Source organism: Enterobacter sp. MG-EB028, from assembly GCF_056673305.1.
The window spans coordinates 3702611-3719492 of record NZ_CP195079.1; the positions used below are offsets into that span (position 1 = coordinate 3702611).

The window sequence follows — 16882 nt, forward strand, 5'->3', positions numbered from 1 at the left end:
TGACCCGCAAATTTTCATCCGCGACGTTAGTTCGCAGATGCCGTCGGTCTGATCGTGATTTCTGTTGTATCGACACTCTCAGGCGCCTCGATGATGTGGCGCACGGCGCGGGCGATATCAGCAGGTTTAAGGGCAATGGCACGGTACGCGTCCATCGCCGCCATGGTTTCCGGGTGCGTAATGGTCGAGGCCAGCTCGCTTTCCACCACCCCAGGGTTAACGCAGGTCACGCGGATGTTAGAACTTTCCTGACGTAAACCATCCGAAATCGCCCGTACGGCAAATTTGGTCGCACAGTACACGGCTGCCGTGGGCACAACGGACAAGGCACCAATCGAGCCAATATTAATGATTTGTCCCGAGCCCTGGGCTTCCATAATCGGCAGAACTGCGCCTATCCCCCACAGCACGCCCTTGATATTCACGTCAATGGTGCGCTCCCACTCATCCTGCTTGCCTGCCGAAAGCGGAGAAAGAGGCATGATGCCCGCGTTATTAATCAGCACGTCAATGCGGCCCCACTTTTCACGCGCTGCCTGCACGAAGTCAGCCATTGACTGGCGGCTGGTAACGTCTAAGACTGCGGCCTCTGCTTCCCCTCCTGCACTGCGGATTTCAGCAGCCAGGGCGGTAATGCGATCCAGCCTGCGAGCGCCCAGGAAAACCTTCGCGCCTGCCTTGCCCAGCTCTCTGGCAATACCTTCTCCGATACCGCTTGAGGCACCGGTAATTAAGATGACTTTGTTCATGTTTTGCTCCTTCAGTTGAGTTCAAGGTGATAATAGATACTCATCATTGTTTCTTGTATCCTGCCCTTACTGGACTCACTGGTTAGCAATGTTAAACAATGAAAATCGATCTCAATCTGTTACCCGTTTTTCTGGCGGTCGCCGAGGAGCGCAGCTTCAGCGCTGCCGCCGTGCGGCTGGGCATAACCCGCTCCGCTGTCAGTCAGGGGATTAGACGTCTTGAAGATGGTTTTCAAACCCTGCTGGTGATGCGCACCACGCGCTCGGTAAGCCTCACTGAAGCAGGTGAACAGCTGCGTAAATCGCTGCAGGGCCCCGTCGCCAATATTGAAGCGGCCTTTGAAGACGTGGCGTCGGACAGCACACCCCGCGGCCAGCTCAGAATCGCGGTCACCTCAATTGCGGAAGCGTTTCTCTCTGGCCCGCTGCTCGCGTCGTTTGCGGCTGCGCATCCTGCGGTATCACTTGATATCTTCGTGTCGGATGAGGAGTTCGATATCGTGGCGGCGGGCTATGACGCCGGGGTAAGGCTGGGTGAAGTTATTGAAAAAGACATGATCGCCGTTCCCCTTACGGGCCAGCAGCGTGAGAGGGTGGTGGCTTCCCCGTCCTATCTGGCGGCTCACGGCGTACCTGAGCACCCCCGCGAGCTGGTTACTCACCGGTGTATCGGCTGGCGCCCTGCACCGGACGTTGCCCCCTATCGCTGGGAATTTGTGGAGGCGGGCGTTCCCTTCGATGTAGCGATTGAACCGCAGATCACCACAAACGATCTGCGCCTCATGCTCAGCCTGGCACTGGCCGGCGGCGGCATAACCCTAGCCACAGAGGATACATTCATACCGTATATTGAATCGGGGCAGCTTGTTGCCCTCCTGGATACGTTTCTTCCCTCTTTTCCAGGCTTTTATCTCTATTTCCCCCAGCGTCACAATATGGCGCCCAAGCTAAGAGCCCTGATCGAGCACGTCCGCCAGTGGCGACAGCCAGCCGCAACGCAAACTGTTCATCGCTAACAGGGCGCAGACCCTGTCATGCAGATTTTCCTTACCCTGCCGCCGCCCTTTGAGAAACATCAACGATACCGCCTTCCTCCCATGGAAAAGTAAAAACGGACACAAGATACTTTGATCTCATTACAGTTTTTTCCTAAAGCCACCCCGCTTCGTCTGTGCCATGCTGAATCACGCTCATAACCGATAACGTTAAATGAGGATATTATGAAAAAAACAATTATCGCATTATCTGCCGTTCTGCTGGCTTCCCCAGTTTTTGCTGCGACCACACATGCAACTGACGATACCGTCGCTGCGGCGAACGCAAACGCCAACGAAGCGAAGCAAAAACTGCACGAAGAGCAGAACAAAGGTGAAGAGCTGAAGCTGAAACAGCAGCATGCTGCGGAAGGTAAGAGCGAAAGCTTTGGCAGCAAAGTCAGCGAAGATTCCCAGAAAGCCTGGCATAAAACCAAAGAAGGCACCGAGAAAGGGTGGGATGCCACTAAAGAAGGCGCTGAGAAAGGCTGGAATAAAACCAAAGAAGGTGCCAGCGAGCTGGAAAAGAAAGTCACTGAATAACCGACACACTCACCTCAGGGCCGCGTTATCGGCCCTTTTTATTGCTTCGAACAGAGAGTATTAATGCAAACGTCCGACTGCCCATCCCCGTGGCCATATTTTTTCGACATCCATATCAGGCAAATGAATGAACCGCATTGAAAATAAAGCAGGTTATTATATTTCCGCTCGCAGTAGCAGAATCCCCACAACATATAAGAATATATTTTAAATTCTAATTAATATAATATATCCTACATCAAAAATGTTACCCTAACTTAAACACAAATTAAGCAGATTTAAATAATAACATTTTTAATTACATTCAAAAACGTCACTACCAATTATTTAATTACATCTAGAGCACAAATAAAATACGCAATTTAAAAATAAAAAAATCAATAAAAACAAGCCAATAAGAAAATAAATACATAATCCCCATCAATAAATTAATGCCCTCTTTACGACTTACCCCTTTATTTACGAAAGCTTAATTTGCACATTCACCGTTTTCTGGCTATATCATTTTTATATCCTCAAAACCAATTCCTCTATTAATTACAGGGTTTTATAAGGCAAAAATACGCATAGCAAACATTCTGTCTGATAAGTAATTACATTCGCTCTGATGTTGCCACTCTGAATCCTGGCGGGCATCGTTCGCTCTAAAAAAGACGGTGAGTGCTGTTTAATAAACAGTAACTCCGCCGGGGGCGCCCTTTACCTTCTCCAGAGATGGCTCGTCTTGCTCGTCGTTCACGATAACTCTGCTGGAGTAATACCTAAATGAGCCAAATCTCTGTTATATCAAAACTCACTGGCGTGGAAACGACTACGGAAGGCACACAGGTTACGCTGAGCCATTCCTCTATCGTTGAGCTTCATGTAGAGCGAGCCGATGTCTCCCACTTCGCGCGAAGTGGTAACGATCTGGTGGTGACCCTGCACTCAGGGGAAGTGATCACCCTTAAAAACTTCTACGTCACCGACGCGCAAGGCGTGAGCCAGCTGGTGCTCCAGGAGAGTGACGGTGCGCTATGGTGGATTGAAGATCCAACCGGAGCCGCTACGTACGAATCCATCGCCTCTACGGACGCGTTGCTGGCCGCATCCGGAAGCGATGCCGGTGGAGCCGCCATCTGGCCATGGGCACTGGGCGGCATTGTTGCAGCTGGCGGTATCGCAGCGGCGGCAAGCACCGGCGGTGGCGGAGGGGGAGACGACGACGATGGAGGTAACAGCAGCCCTACCCCCGGCTCGCCGGTCGATCCAACCAACCCGGATACAACACCGCCGAACGCGCCATCCAGCCTTCAGTTCTCGTCGGACGGTAAAAGCGTCACCGGTACCGCCGAGCCCGGCAGTACTATCACGCTGAAAGACGCGAACGGCAACGTCATTGGCACCGGGCAAACCGGCAGTGACGGCAACTTTACCGTGTCTCTCGGCACTCCGCTGACCAACGGCGAACAGGTGACCGCCACCGCGACGGATGCAGCCGGAAATACCAGCCAGGGCACAACGATTACGGCGCCGGATCTCACCGCACCCGATGCCCCGACCATCGGCAGCGTGACGGATGATGTCGCCCCACTAACGGGGTCGGTCACAAACGGCGGCAGCACCAACGATCCACGCCCGCAGCTCAGCGGCACCGCGGAGGCGGGCTCCACCGTGACCATCTATGACGGCGGAGTCGCGATTGGCACGGCGCTCGTCGCCAGCAACGGCACCTGGACATTTACCCCGTCAGCTGACCTGACTGAAAGCACCCACCAGATTACCGTGCGGGCAACCGACGCCGCCGGCAACCTCGGACCGGCCTCACCGGTATTTACCCTCACCGTTGATTTTACCCCGCCGACCACGCCAACCGCGATTGTGCTGACCGACGACACGGGTGCGATCAGAGGAACAATAACCGCTGGCACGCCTACCGACGCTTCAAAGCCGATCCTGGCGGGAACGGGCGAGCCCGGTGGAACAATCACTATCTACGATAACGGTGTGGCGATTGGAACCACGACGGTACTGCCGAACGGCACCTGGAGCGTCACGCCGAGCGGCCCGCTCCCGGACGGGACGCACACGATAACCGTCGTTGAAACCGATGCAGCCGGAAACCAGAGTGCGGCCTCGGAGCCTATCATCTTCACCGTGGACACCACGCCGCCGCTGGCCCCCGGTGACCTCGTCGTTTCGAATGATGGCGGCACCATCACCGGCACCGCGGAACCTGGCAGCACGGTAACCATCCGTGAAGGCGACGCTATCCTTGGCACCCCGGTGGCCGACAGCGAGGGCAACTTTAGCCTGACGCTGACCCCGCCTAAGCTCAACGGCGAAATCCTGACCGCAGACGCCACCGACGCTGCCGGCAACACGGGGCCAGCAACCTCCGCAGCGGCGCCGGATGTCACCCCACCGCAGGCGCCGGTTATCGTGTCGGTGATTGACGACGTGCTGAACACAACCGGTCCCGTGGAACAGAATGGGCTGACCAACGACCGGGCGCCGACCCTGAACGGCACAGGCGAACCCGGTTCGACCATCACGATTTTCAACGGCAGCGATATCATCGGCACGGTGGACGTCCCCTCATCCGGCCTGTGGAGCTTTACGCCGCCCTCACCGCTGGCCGATGGTACGTACGTGCTGACGGCAACCGCAACAGATGCCGCCGGTAACCCGAGCGGACAATCGAACGCGTGGACCATTATCGTCGACGGGACGGCGCCAGCCGCCCCGGTCATTACGCAGGTGGTTGACGATGTTCCCGAACGTACCGGCTCGCTCGACCTCAATGAGACCACCAATGATTCAACCCCGACGCTCAGCGGTACCGCCGCAGCAAATGCCACGGTGACCATTCGTGTGGACGGGGTTGATATTGGTACGACCGTCGCCGATGGCCTCGGCGCGTGGAGCTTTACTCCGGACATCCCCATCGCCGAGGGTCCCCATACCCTGACCGCCGTCGCGACCGACGCGGCAGGCAACATTAGCGACGTTTCCAACAGCTGGGGCATCACCATTGACAGCGTGGCCCCGGATGCGCCGGTCATTACCCAGGTAGTGGATGATGTGCCAGAGCGCCTCGGCGCGCTCAATCCTGGCGACAGCACCAACGACACCACGCCGACGATCAACGGCACCGCTGAGCCGGGCTCAACCGTCACCATTCGCCAGGACGGCGTCGATCTCATCACAGTCCCGGTCGACAGCAACGGCACGTGGTCCTTTACCCCCGCCACGCCGCTTGGCAACGGCACGTATACCTTTACCGCCGTCACCACCGACGGAGCGGGTAATACCAGCCCGGCGTCAGGCGGCTTTACCCTGACCGTCGATACCACGCCGCCAGCGGCGGCTACTATCGCCACCGTTACCGATGACGTCGGCGGTGTTAACGGGCCGCTCACCAGCGGCGACACCACCGACGACACCCAGCCGCAGCTGCAGGGCACCGCGCCGGCAGATACGGTAATCACCGTCTATGACGGCACCACCCTGCTCGGCACCGCGACCCTCGACGGCAGCGGCGGCTGGAGCTTTACCCCCGTTATCCCGCTTACCGACGGCCCGCACACGCTGACGGTGCATGCCACGGATGCCGCGGGCAATACCACCATCTCAACGCCGTTTGAACTGACGGTGGATACCGTCGCGCCTGCCACGCCGAATATCCCGGCAATCACCGTCAATCCTGACGGCACAGAAACGCCGCTGAACCCGGGAGAAACCACCCGCGACACCACGCCGACCCTGAGCGGTTCCGGCAATCCGGGCGATACCGTGACGATCTACAACGGTGGCGTCAAGCTTGATGACGTGCTCGTGGACGGCAACGGCAACTGGACCTGGACGCCAGCCACCCCGCTGCCTAACGGCACCTATGACATTACCCTGACCGTCACCAACATGGACGGCACGGGCAACGAAAGCGCCCCGTCCCAGCCGGTCACCATCACCATTGACACCGATGCGCCAGTCGCACCTGCAGCACCGGTGATTACCGACAGCGTCAGCCAGATAACCGGCCCCGTTCCCGATGGTGGAACCACCAACGATCCGCGCCCGGTCCTCAGCGGCACCGGTACGGCGAACGATGTTATTAACATTACTGACACCGTCAACGGCACTCCGACCGTCGTGGGCACCGTCACGGTAGACAGCAACGGCAACTGGAGCTGGCGTCCTGACAGTAATATTGGGGAAGGTACCCACGTCTACACCGCCACCGCCACCGATGAGGCGGGCAACGTCTCTGACGCTTCGCCGGCGATTACGATTACCGTGGATACCGTTGCACCGGATGTCCCGGTATTTGATGCCGTCGGGGGCCAGCCGAATGGAGGCTTAATCACCGATGCGACGCCAACCGTCGGAGGAACCGGCACGACTGGCGACACGGTCATCGTCTACAACAACGGCGTTGAGTTGGGCCGTGTCGAGGTCGTTAACGGAGAATGGAGCTTTGTGCTGCCAACACAAGCGGATGGCCTGCTGAACATCACCGTTGCGGGCGTAGACGCGGCGGGTAACGTCAGCGCGCTGAGTCCGATCATTAGCGTTACGCTCGATACCGTTGCGCCTGAGATCCCCGTCATTAGCGCCGTCGATAACAGCCTGCTGTCCAACAACGTGCTGTATACGAACGACGGCACGCCGACCCTTACCGGCACCGGTGAACCAGGCGCTACCGTTATCGTCTCCGTAGACGGCGCGCCATCTGCCGTGCCGGTCACCGTGCAGCCGGATGGCACCTGGAGCTGGACTGCCGACGCGACGCTGGCGGAGGGTCCGCATACCTTCACCGTCTCCTCCAGCGATCCGGCGGGTAACCTCTCAGGCAGTTCAGCGCCGCTGAGCGTGACGGTCGATACCGTCGCCCCGGCCAATCCGGGCAACATGAGCCTGCCTGAGACAGGCACACCGCTGACCGGTACCGGCGAAGAGGGAAGTACCATTACCGTTAAGGACAGCGGTGGCACTGTCATTGGCACCGGCGTTGTTGGCAGCGATGGCAGCTTCTCCATTGCGCTGAGCCCGGCGCAGCTGGATCCAACCACGCTGACCGTGACCGCCACGGACGCCGCAGGCAATCCAAGCGCCGATGTGCCTTTTATCGTCACCGACTCGCCGCTTGAGCTGCCGCAGGTGCCCGTCATCACGGCAATCGTCGATGACGTGGACCCGGTCACCGGCGATGTGAAAGGCAAAACCACCAACGACACCACGCCTACGCTTACCGGTACGGCCGAAGCGGGCAGCGTGATTACCATCTACCAGGACGGTAGCACGACGCCATTGACAACGGTGACCGCCGACGGCAGCGGCAACTGGAGCTATACGCCAGCCGCGCTTGGCGAAGGGCTGCATACCTTCGAGGTGACCGCGACCCTCAACGGTGCCACCAGCGGCCGCTCTCCGGCGGCCAGCGTGACCATCGATCTTACCGCCCCGGGCACGCCAACCATTGGCTCGGTCATTGACGACGTGGGTCCTGTCACCGGTCCGCTGACCAACGGCCAGACCACCAACGACAGCCAGCCGACCCTCACCGGCACCGGCGCGGTGGGTGATACCATCTCCATCTACAACAACGGCGTGCTGCTGGACAGCGTGGTGGTCGGTAATACCGGCACCTGGAGCTACACCACGCCCGCTCTGCCAGAAGGCAGTAATGTTCTGACCATCCGCGAGACCGATCCGGCGGGAAATCAGAGCGGTCCTTCGGCGGACTTCACCATCGTGGTGGATACCCTTTCCACTACGCCGGTCATCACCAGCGTAACGGATAATATGGGCAATACCGCCACCCCGATAGTCAGCGGCAGCGAAACGAATGACGCCACGCCAACTCTTACAGGGACCGCGGACGCGAACAGCGTGGTGACCATTTTCGATGGCGCTACCCAGATTGGCGTGGTTACGGCGGATGGCACCGGCGCGTGGAGCTTTACGCCAGAGACCGCACTCGTCGAAGGCTCGCACAGCTTCACCGTCCTGGCGACCGACCCGCAGGGCAACGTCAGCGAAGTCTCAGCCCCATGGAGCGTGGTGGTTGACCTCACGGCACCAACGGTTCCAACGCTGGATACGGTGAGTGATAACGTCCCTGGCGGCGTCACGGGCAACCTCACCAGCGGGCAGGCAACCAACGACAACACCCCAACGATTAGCGGCACCGGACAGGCAGGCAGCACTATCCACATCCTGAATAACGGTACGCAGATTGGTACGGCGACCGTCGACGGAACCGGTAACTGGTCCTTCACCCCGACCACGCCGCTGGACGACGGCAGCTACTCCCTGCGCGCGTACGCAACGGATGCCGCGGGCAACGCCTCGGCTAACTCGTCGGTCTTCGCCTTCACCGTCGATACCGCAGGCCCCGGCGTGCCGCTGGTAACCAGCGTGATTGACGATGTCGCACCGACCACGGGGACGCTCACGTCGGGTAACAGCACCAACGACGCGCGTCCGACCTTCAACGGCACGGCCGACGTAGGTTCTACAGTGCACGTGATTGTTGATGGCAACGAAATTGGCACCGCTGTGGTCAATGCCCAGGGCAGCTGGACCTTCACACCGGGTACCGATCTGCCAGACGGACCGCATGCCATCACCTTCAATGCCACCGACGCGGCGGGCAACGCGGGTACGGCAACGGCACCGTTTAACCTGACGGTGGATACGGGCGTGCCGGCTGCGCCGGTCATTTCAGCCGCGGCAGATAACGTGGGCAGTATTCAAACCCCGCTCACTTCCGGGCAGAGCACCGACGACACCACGCCAACGCTGAGCGGCACCGCGACGGCCAACGCCACGGTCACTGTCTATGAAAACGGTCAGCCGGTCGGCACTGCACTGGCAGACGGTACCGGCGCATGGAGCTTTACGCCGTCCGCACCGCTGGCCGCTGGCAGCCACACCTGGACCGCCACGGTGACCGATGCCGCCGGGAACGTTAGCCCCGCCTCGCCGGGCTTCACGCTGGTTGTCGATACCACGGTACCCACCGCGCCGGTTATCGGCCAGGCGATTGACGATGTGGGGACCATTACCGGTCCAATCACATCCGGGCAGACGACCGACGACACCGTACCGCGGCTGGTTGGTACCAGCGAACCGTTTGCCACCGTGAATATCTATGAGGGAACCACGCTGGTCGGAACGGGCACCGCAGACGGCAGCGGCAGCTGGAGTATCTTACTCAATACCACGCTGACAGAAGGTGCGCACAGCTTCACCGCGCAGGCCACGGATGCCGCAGGCAACACCAGCGCGTCGTCAGCCAGCTTCAGCCTGACGATTGATACCACGCCGCCAGCGCTGCCGGTGCTCACCAGCATCCTCGATGATGTCGGCAATGCGGCAACGCCGATAGCAGACGGTGGAACAACCAACGACGCGCAGCCAACCCTCAGCGGTACGGCAGAAGCGGGTTCTACGGTGAAAATCTTCGATAACGGCGTGCAGATTGGCAGCGTAACGGCCACCGGCGGGGCATGGAGCTTTACGCCTTCCCCGGCGCTGGGCAACGGCTCGCACAATTTGACCTTTACCGCCACCGATGCCGCAGGCAACGCCAGCGCGCCAACCGCCGGGTATACCATTAACGTTGATGCCCTTGCTCCGGCCGCGCCGGTCATTAGCTCGGTAGTTGATGATGTGGGCAGCGTCATCGGACCGGTAACCGGCACTACTCCGACCAACGATACGCGCCCAACGCTGAGCGGGACCGCCGAAGCGAACGCGACGGTACGGATCTACGATGGCATCACGCTGGTGGGCACCGTCACCGCCGATGCCAACGGCAACTGGACGCTGCCAGAAACCACCACGCTGACGCAAGGCACCCATAACTTCACCGCCACGGCCACCGATGCCGCAGGCAATACCAGCCCGGCATCGGCCGTGACGACGGTGATCGTCGATCTTACCGCCCCAACGGCCCCGACAGGGACCTTTAACGCCGACGGTAGCGTATTAACCGGGAATGCTGAAGCAGGCAGTACCGTCACGATCCGTCTCCCGGACGGTTCAACGGTAACGACCACAGCGGGCAGCAACGGCACCTACAGCTACACCTTCGTTAACAAGCAGACAGAAGGCCAGACGCTGCAAATCACCGCCACCGACGCGGCGGGCAACGTCTCGCAGCCCGGCTCGGCGCTCGCGCCGGTGGTGCCACTCTCTGCCAGCAATAACGTCGAAGAGCTGGAGCTCAGCACCACGGCCACCGTAACCAACAGCCAGTACAGCGACTACGGCTTCCTGCTGGTTGGTGCCGTGGGCAACGTCCTGACGCTGCTCGGTAATGACTCCGCTCAGGTGAACTTCACCGTGGGCAGCGGCGGCAGCGCGGACATCGTCGTGAACGCCAACGCCACGGGGGCCGTGCTCTCTCTGCTCAACACCCTTGAGCTGGTGGTACAGCGCTTTGACACCGTTAACAACACCTGGACTACCGTAGTCGATACCGGACAGCCGCAGTTTGCCGACCTGCTGACCCTGGGGGCCACAGGCGTTTCGCTGAACCTGACCGGGCTGGCGGACGGCAACTACCGCGTGCTGAGCTATAACACCAACCTGCTGGCAACCGGCTCCTACACCAGCCTCGACGTGGCGGTGAAAGAGACCGGGCCGGGCACCGTTACGGGCGACACCAGCCTCGGCGGTAACGTGATCACCGACGTTGACCCAACCGCAGGCAGCGACAACGCTCCGGCAGGGGCAACGGTCACGGCCGTCACTAACGCCCAGGGTGTCACCACCAGTGTCACTGCCGACGGCACGGTGATCCAGGGTCAGTACGGTACGCTGACCATTAACCGCGACGGCAGTTACACCTACGATCTGACCAACACCAGCGCATCGGTGATTGGCCGGACGGAGAGCTTCAGCTACACCATCACCCATAACGGCGTCAGCGCGTCGGCGAATCTGGTGCTATCGCTGGGCAGCGGTACCGCCACCAGCGGTATTGTCGCGGTTGACGATACGAACTCGCTGACCTTCGATACCACCGTCAACGCGATTGACAACGGTACGTCGTCCCAGGGCGGCTTTACCCTGGTGGGGATCAATCTCGGCAACACGCTGGGGCTGAACCTGCTGGACGATATGACCAACCCCATCATCTATAACGTGGAGGAAGGCACTACCCGCACCATGACCATCCAGGCTTCCGTTGGCGGCGTGGCCCTGGCATCGGTGTTCGACCTGTACATCTACAAGTTCAACAACGCGACGCAGACCTTCGAGCAGATGCGCATTGAACCAGGCTGGCTGCGCGCGCCGCTACTGGGCGGCACCTCGCCTCAGCTGACGCTGCAGCTGCCGGCCGGTGAGTACCTGTTCCTGCTGAATACGGCTGCGGGGATCACCGCCCTGACGGCCTACACGCTGGACGTGCTGCAGGATCATGTCTACAGCGTGGCGAGCGTCAGCGCGAGCACTACCGGGGACGTTCTGTCGGATGATATTGCGCCAGTCGGCACGCTGGTGACGGAGGTTAACGGCGTAGCGGTGAACAGCAGCGGTCTGACGAACATTACCGGCGAGTACGGTACGCTGAGCATCAACGCGGCCGGGGAGTACACCTACACCCTGAATAGCGGCGTCGGCGTTGACCACATCAGCACCCCGGATACCTTCGTCTACACCATTACCGCGCCGGACGGCACGAAAGACACGGCTTCGCTCAACATCACCCCAACCGCGCAGCCGATGGATGCGGTGAATGATGTTAGCACCGCGATGGACGTGACGTCGGTACACCACACCGCCGCGTACTCGGATACAACCGTCGGGTCGGCGAGCTGGAACGCCGCGCTGCTCGCTTCAACCCAGGGTTCCGGATCCGGCACCTTCGTGGTGGATGCCAATACTGCGCTGCACAACGTGGTGCTGTCGTTTAACGTCGCCTCGTTGCTGACGCTGACAGGGTTGACGGTTGACTGGACGCTGACCAACGGCGCCACCACCGTCAGAACCGGCTCGTTCAACGGCGGGCTGCTGCTGGGCGGCACGGCAACGGTCAACCTGACGGGTCTCGACCTGGAGGCGGGGACCTACACCCTGAGCTATACCGGCAGAATGGGGCCGCTGGGAGTAGGAAATATCACCATCACCCCAAGCGTCACCGGCACCAGCTACTCGCTGTCGCAGTTCGACGCCACGGGCCCCCACACCGTTGACGGCAACATTTTCGACGGCACCGGTTCCGCAGGGACGATGGACCAGCTGCACTCGGTGGATACCCGCGTGAGCATTACCGGCTACGACGGCGTTACCACTACGCTGGATCCCTACACCGGCACCACGCTGTCGAGCATCACGGGTCACTACGGCACGCTGGCGATTGCCGCAGACGGCAGTTACACCTATACGCTCAACCCGGGGATATCGCTCTCTACCATTACCACGAAGGAGGTCTTTAACTACACCCTGACCGATGCCAACGGCACCACGGACACCGCGTCGCTGACCATCGATATGGCGCCGAAATTTATCAGTTCGGAGCATAACGATGTGATTAGCGGTACGGCCTACGGCGACACGCTGATTTATCAGGTGCTGAACAGCACGGCGGGCAACGCGACGGGGGGCAACATCACCAGCGCCGGCGGCGACCACTGGACGAACTTCTCCCTGGCACAGGGAGACAAGATCGACATTGGCGACCTGCTGGTGGGCTGGGACGGTAATACCGCCTCGCTGGGGAGTTATATCAATGTCACGCAAAGCGGTAGCAACACTGTGATCTCCATCGACCGTGACGGCGCAGGGAGCACCTACACTAATACTGCACTCGTTACGCTTGATAACGTGCAGACCACGTATGAAGAGCTTGTGAACCAGCAACACATCATTACCTGATAGCACCTGCACGAGATGACCCGGGCGCGCACAGCGCCCGGGCATAAATAATAAAGCTGTACTTTTTTATTAGGGACAAGACATGGGAATAAAGATGCCTTACTGGTGGCTCTCGTGCTGCCTGATATCTGTACCCGCCATCGCGGCAAACCCGGCGGCAACCATCAATACCGGACAACTCCGCGAAACGCAGGAACTCCCCTCACTGAATGGCCGCGTCGCCCCGGTGGCAGGCAAAGCCGCTCCCGGTTCACTACAGCTTGGCGAAGCCGTTAATCGCGCCGTCACCTGGCATCCGGCGATCGCTGAAGCCGTGGGCAAACTCTACGAGCAGAACGAAGAGGTCGACGTCGCCAAATCGAAATACTATCCGCAGATTAACGCCGGCATGGACAACGGGTATTCCCACGACGGCGATCAGAACGGCTTTACGCCGTCGCTGGTGCTCTCTCTTTCGCAAATGCTCTACGACTTCGGCAAAGTGGCCAGCCAGGTGCGGGCCGAAAACGCCGGAGTCGCCCAGCAGCAGGCCAACGTGCTGGTCAGCATCGACACCATCGCTCACGATACCGCCATCGCCATGGTGCAGGTGCAAACTCTGCAGCAGATGGTCGACACCGCCAAAGAGCAGCTCGACGCCCTCTCCTCAATCGGCAAGCTGACCCGCCTGCGTAACGACGAAGGGGCCACCTCGCTCTCTGACGTGGTGCAGACCGACGCGCGCATTGAAGGGGCACGCGCCCAACTGATGCAGTATCAGGCCAGCCTCGACAGCGCCCGCGCCACGCTGATGAGCTTTCTCGGCTGGAACAGCCTGAATGATATCAGCAATGATTTTCCACAGAAACTGGCCCGCAGCTGCGATATCGTCGAGCCGGACGATCGCCTGGTGCCTGCGGTCCTCGCCGCCTGGGCACAGGCGAACGTCGCCCAGGCTAACCTCGACTACGCCGACGCGCAGATGACGCCAACCGTCTCGCTGGAGCCGGAGGTCCGTCATTACCTGAACGATCGCTACGCGGGTAACGAAACGCGGGATCGCACCCAGTATTCCGCCTGGGTGAAAGTCCAGATGCCGCTCTATCAGGGCGGCGGGCTCACCGCCCGACGTAATGCCGCCGGACACGCGGTGGAGGCGGCGCAGTCGACCATTCAGCGTACGCGCCTCGATGTGCGCCAGAAGCTGCTGGAGGCCCGCAGTCAGGTGATGAGCCTGCAAAGCACGCTGCAAATTCAGGGCCGCCAGGAGGCACTCAGCGCCCGCACCCGCGAGCTCTATCAGCAACAGTATCTCGATCTCGGCTCGCGCCCCCTGCTGGACGTGCTTAACGCCGAGCAGGAGGTCTATCAGGCACGCTTTACCCAGCAGCAGACCCTCGGTCAGCTGCACCAGCTGCAGCTCAACTGCCTCTATAACACCGGGCAATTGCGTCATGCGTTCGATCTTGATAACCGCACCATCCAGACCGTGGAGATCCAGCCATGAAGCAACGCGACATCCCTCAGGGGGAAACGATGACGGATGAGGCGCTGGCGCAGTGGGCGCAGGCGTTTGGCTTTGTTGCCACGCGCTACCGCGTCGCCTGTTCGCCCGGCGCGCTGATCGCAGGCGCACCGTGGCTGAAAGGCAAACCGATGGTGCCCGCGCTGACTCAGCTTGCCCGTGAAGCCGGGCTAACGTTCCAGCTGCTAACGGCCGATCAGCAGTCGATCAACAGCTGGCGTCTGCCGGTGGTGGTGGCGCTGAGCGACGGAAAAATCGGCGTGATCGAGAATTTCGACGGTGAGGACACGCTTGAGGTCAGCTTTTTCGACGACAAGACGTACACCAACCGCCTGTCGATGAGCGCGATGTTACCCGCCATCCGCCACGTTATCGCCCTGCGTCCGCTGGCGGCGCTGAAGGACAGCCGCGTGGATGCCTACATCTCAAAATACCGCCCGGACTGGCTCTACCGGCTGGTGATGCGCGACCTGCGCCCCTACAGCTGGGTGATGCTGGCGGCGCTGTTCATCAACGTGCTCTCCCTCTCCGGCATTGTCTTTTCCATGCAGGTGTATGACCGGGTGATCCCCGCCCAGTCCTACCCGACGCTCTACGTGCTGACCATCGGAGTGCTGATCGCCACCCTGTTTGGCTTTGTACTGCGCGTCGCGCGCGGGCACATTATGGATCTGCTGGGCAAGCGATCGGATCTGCGCGTCTCGGATCGCGTGTTTGGTCACGCCCTGCGGCTGCGCCACAGCGCCATTCCGCGCTCCACCGGCAGCTTTATCTCCCAGCTGCGCGAGCTGGAGCAGATCCGCGAGATGGTCACCTCCTCCACCATCTCGACGATTGTCGATCTGCCCTTCTTCTTCCTGTTTGTGGTAGTGCTGGCGATCATCGCGCCGCAGCTGGCGTGGATCGCCCCGGTGGCGGCTGTGATCATGGTCCTGCCCGGCCTGCTGCTGCAAAAGAAGCTGGCGGAGCTGGCGAAGCAGTCGGCCCATGAATCGACCCTGCGCAACGCGGTGCTGGTGGAGAGCGTGCAGGGGCTGGAGGACATCAAGCTGATGCAGGCGGAGAACCGCTTTTTGCAGCAGTGGAACAGCTATATCCAGATTACCGCGGAATCCGGCCTGCGCACCCGCGAGCTGACGCAGAACCTGATCAGCTGGGGAATGACCGTCCAGAGCCTGGTCTACGCCGCCGTGATCGTAGTCGGCGCGCCGATGGTGATCGACGGCACCTTAACCACCGGTTCGGTGGTGGCCGCCTCAATGCTGGCCTCGCGGATGATCGCGCCGATGGCGACGCTGTGTGGGGTACTGGCCCGCTGGCAGCAGGTAAAGGCCGCCAAAGAGGGGCTGGACAGCATTATGCAGCTGCCGACCGAGAACCAGCGCGAAGAGACGCCGATCCGCCAGGACGTGCTGCGCGGACACTATCTCTTCGAGCAGGCGCAGTTCCGCTACCACCCGGAAGATCCGCGCATGGCGCTGCGCATTAACCGCCTGGAGATCAGGCCGGGCGAGAAAGTCGCGATCCTCGGGCGCAACGGCGCGGGCAAATCCACCCTGCTGCAGGCGATGGCGGGCGGAATGGATCTGGCGGGCGGCGAACTGCGGCTCGACAACCTCAGCCTGCCGCATCTCGACGTGGCGGACGTGCGGCGCAACGTCGGCTTTATGACCCAGAACGCGCGGCTGTTTTACGGCACCCTGCGCGAGAACATCACCCTCGGCATGCCGCGCGCCACCGACGAAGAGATTTTCGAGGTGCTGGAGATGTGCGGTGCGGCCAGCTTTGTGCTGAAGCTGCCGAAGGGGCTGGACTACCCGATTATGGAGAACGGCGTGGGGCTGTCCGGCGGGCAGCGGCAGTCGATTCTGCTGGCGCGGATGCTGCTGCGCGATCCGAATATCGTGCTGATGGACGAGCCGACCGCCTCCCTTGATGAGCACACCGAGCGGGAATTTATCCAGCGCCTGGGAGCATGGCTCGGCAACCGGACGCTGGTCGTCGCCACCCACCGCGTGCCGGTGCTGGAGCTGGTGGAGCGCGTGGTCGTGCTGAAAGATGGGATGCTGGTCATGGACGCGCCAAAGGCACAGGCGCTGAATAACAGCCGCATGCAGCAACAGCAGCAGGCAGCAACCGGACGGGAGTGGAAAAATGAAAATCAGTCAGCGTGACGTGGCCGC

At 60.6% G+C, this 16882-nt stretch carries 6 protein-coding genes; 5 read left to right on the top strand and 1 reads right to left on the bottom strand.

Features of this window, described 5'->3' with window-relative positions; all coding sequences use genetic code 11:
• Window positions 1-26: 26 nt before the first annotated feature.
• Window positions 27-749, bottom strand: coding sequence for an SDR family oxidoreductase (locus tag ACR42C_RS17470; protein WP_316380181.1), 723 nt, complete (start codon window positions 747-749; stop codon window positions 27-29).
• 98 nt (window positions 750-847) lie between these two features.
• On the opposite strand from ACR42C_RS17470, the gene ACR42C_RS17475 reads away from it, so the two are divergent.
• The 5 genes from ACR42C_RS17475 to ACR42C_RS17495 all read left to right on the top strand — a co-directional run bounded on the left by ACR42C_RS17475 (window position 848) and on the right by ACR42C_RS17495 (window position 16873).
• The gene (locus ACR42C_RS17475) at window positions 848-1765 is read left to right on the top strand and encodes a LysR family transcriptional regulator (protein ID WP_316380180.1); all 918 of its coding nucleotides are present in this window, start codon (window positions 848-850) and stop codon (window positions 1763-1765) included.
• 204 nt (window positions 1766-1969) lie between these two features.
• Entirely contained in the window at window positions 1970-2326 is a 357-nt protein-coding gene (locus ACR42C_RS17480) for a hypothetical protein (protein WP_028014145.1), read from the top strand.
• Window positions 2327-3091: 765 nt separating this feature from the next.
• Window positions 3092-13195, top strand: a complete 10104-nt coding sequence (locus ACR42C_RS17485) for a BapA/Bap/LapF family large adhesin (RefSeq protein WP_479984379.1) — start codon at window positions 3092-3094, stop codon at window positions 13193-13195.
• A gap of 82 nt (window positions 13196-13277) precedes the next feature.
• The gene (locus ACR42C_RS17490; RefSeq protein WP_316380178.1) at window positions 13278-14681 is read left to right on the top strand and encodes a TolC family outer membrane protein; all 1404 of its coding nucleotides are present in this window, start codon (window positions 13278-13280) and stop codon (window positions 14679-14681) included.
• Window positions 14678-16873, top strand: coding sequence for a type I secretion system permease/ATPase (locus tag ACR42C_RS17495; RefSeq protein ID WP_116343805.1), 2196 nt, complete (start codon window positions 14678-14680; stop codon window positions 16871-16873). Before ACR42C_RS17490 ends, ACR42C_RS17495 begins: the two co-directional genes overlap by 4 nt.
• The last annotated feature ends 9 nt before the right edge of the window (window positions 16874-16882 follow it).